Here is a 2,210-nt window from a genome sequence, read left to right as displayed (position 1 = left end):
TACATCGCGCCCGACGGCAAGGCTGCGGTCGATGCCTTTGCCGTGATCCGCGACGCCATGAAGGACCAGGAGCGCGTCGCGCTGGCGCGCATCGTGTTGACCAACCGCGAGCACATCATCGCGATCGAGCCGCTCGGCAAGGGCCTGCTCGGCACCACCTTGCGCTTTCCCTATGAGCTGCGCGACGCGAGCGAATTCTTCGACGACATCAAGAGCCCGAAGATCACGAAAGACATGGTCGAGCTCGCCGGCCACATTCTGGACTCCAAGGCCGCGCATTTCGATCCCTCGAAATTCAAGGACGAGTACGAGACCGCGCTGAAGGCTCTGGTCAAGCGCAAGGCCGCCGGCAAGACCATCAAGATCCCGGAGCCCGAGGAGCGGCCCGATAACGTTGTCAACCTGATGGATGCGCTGAAGCAGAGCCTGAAGGGCAAGCACGCGGCGAAGGCCTCGCGCGGCTCATCGGCGCGACGCTCGCCCGCACATCGCCGCACCGCCAAGAAGGCGCATCGCTCGTCGGCGCGGGCGAGAAAAGCGGGGTAATACTCTCTCCGTCATGGCCCAGCTTGTCCTGGGCCATGACGTCTGCCTCATCGTCATTGCGAACGCAGCGAAGCAATGCAGACTGGCTCCAAGCGAACAGTCTGGATTGCTTCGTTGCTTCGCTCCTCGCAATGACGGCGGAGAGAGCTCAGCTCTTCTTCGACTTCCGCTTCTTCGTGCTCTTCTTGGATTTCTTGGCCGACTTCTTCGACGAAGACTTCTTGGATGAAGACTTCTTGGCGCCCTTCTTCTTCGGCACCTTCTTGCCCTCCTTGCGAGCCTCGGACAGGCCGATCGCGATCGCCTGCTTGCGGCTCGTGACCTTCTTGCCCGAACGGCCGCTCCTCAGAGTGCCGGCTTTTTTCTTCTTCATCGCGCGCCCGACCTTCTTCGAAGCGCCTTTGGAGTATTTGCGTGTTTTACGTGCCATGAAAGAAACTCTCCTATGACACGAAAGTAATCACGCCGGTTCCAGATGGTTCCTTTGTCGTAGTTCCTCGGCATAGCAACTGCGCCCAACGGATCGGGAGCATGGCGAGTGTAAAACTAGCTCGTATCTTGCAGCCGGTAATGCCGGCGCACGGCAACTGGCCGGCTACGCCATCGTGAACCGGCGTCCTACTCCGCCGCCGCGTTGCGCAGCTCGACGCGCTCTGCCCGCGCTGCGCAGAACTTGAACTCCGGAATCTTGCCGAACGGATCCAGCGCCGGATTGGTCAGCAGGTTCGCAGCCGCCTCCGCGTAGCAGAACGGCATGAACACCATGTTCTCCGGCACGTCACGATCCGAGCGCACCTTGACCTCGACGGCGCCGCGACGGGTCTCCAGACGGATGAAGTCGCCGAGCGCGAGGCCCTTCTTGCGCATGTCCTTCGGCGACATGAACGCAACGGCCTCCGGCTCGATCTGGTCGAGCATGTGGGCACGGCGCGTCATCGATCCGGTGTGCCAGTGTTCGAGGATACGCCCCGTCGACAGCACCATCGGATACTCGGCGTCGGGCAATTCATCCGGCGGGATAACATGCGCAGGCACGATCTTGCCGCGACCGCTCTCGGTCGGGAAGCCCGTGGTGAAGATGATCTCGTTGCCCGGCTTGTTCGGATCATCCACCGGATAGGTCACCGCGCCCTCGCGCAGCAGCCGCTCCCAGGTGATGTTCTTCAGCGACGGCATCAGTTCGGCCATCTCGGTGAAGACCTCGCCGGGTCCTTCGTAATTCCAGGGCAGGCCCATGCGCTTGCCAATCTCCTGGATGATCCACAGATCCTGCCGCGCATCACCCGGCGGCTTGATCACCGGGCGCGCGAGCTGCACCCGCCGATCAGTGTTGGTGAAGGAGCCGGATTTCTCCGCGAAGGCCGAGGCCGGCAGGATGACGTCGGCATGGAATGCGGTCTCGGTGACGAACAGGTCCTGGACCACCAAATGGTCGAGCTTGGCGAGCGCGTCACGGGCGTGCTGCAGGTCGGGATCGGACATCGCCGGATTCTCGCCCTCGACATACATGCCGTTGATCTTGCCGGCATGGATCGCGTTCATGATCTCGACCACGGTAAGCCCGCGCTCGGGATCGATCTCCTGTCCCCAGACCTTCTCGAAGGCGCCGCGCATGTCGTTGCGACCGACGGGCTGATAGTCCGGCAGGAACATCGGGATCAAGC

General features: G+C 62.2%; 3 protein-coding genes. 1 reads left to right on the top strand and 2 read right to left on the bottom strand.

From position 1 onward, the window contains the following. The coding region (locus WA702_RS24680; RefSeq protein WP_425113164.1) for a Ku protein at positions 1-546 on the top strand (546 nt) is incomplete at its 5' end. Between the two features lie 148 nt (positions 547-694). Here the strand turns inward: WA702_RS24680 and WA702_RS24675 are convergent. Together WA702_RS24675 and WA702_RS24670 are read right to left on the bottom strand one after the other, a co-directional pair. After that, the gene (locus tag WA702_RS24675; RefSeq protein ID WP_425113163.1) at positions 695-976 is read right to left on the bottom strand and encodes a DUF6496 domain-containing protein; all 282 of its coding nucleotides are present in this window, start codon (positions 974-976) and stop codon (positions 695-697) included. A 188-nt stretch (positions 977-1,164) separates the two neighbouring features. After that, a partial coding sequence (locus WA702_RS24670; protein ID WP_425113162.1) for a molybdopterin oxidoreductase family protein occupies positions 1,165-2,210 on the bottom strand: 1,046 nt, incomplete at its 5' end.

It is taken from the genome of Bradyrhizobium sp., from assembly GCF_049798375.1.
Lineage (GTDB): Bacteria > Pseudomonadota > Alphaproteobacteria > Rhizobiales > Xanthobacteraceae > Bradyrhizobium.
This window is presented reverse-complemented; position numbering and strand designations above follow the sequence as displayed.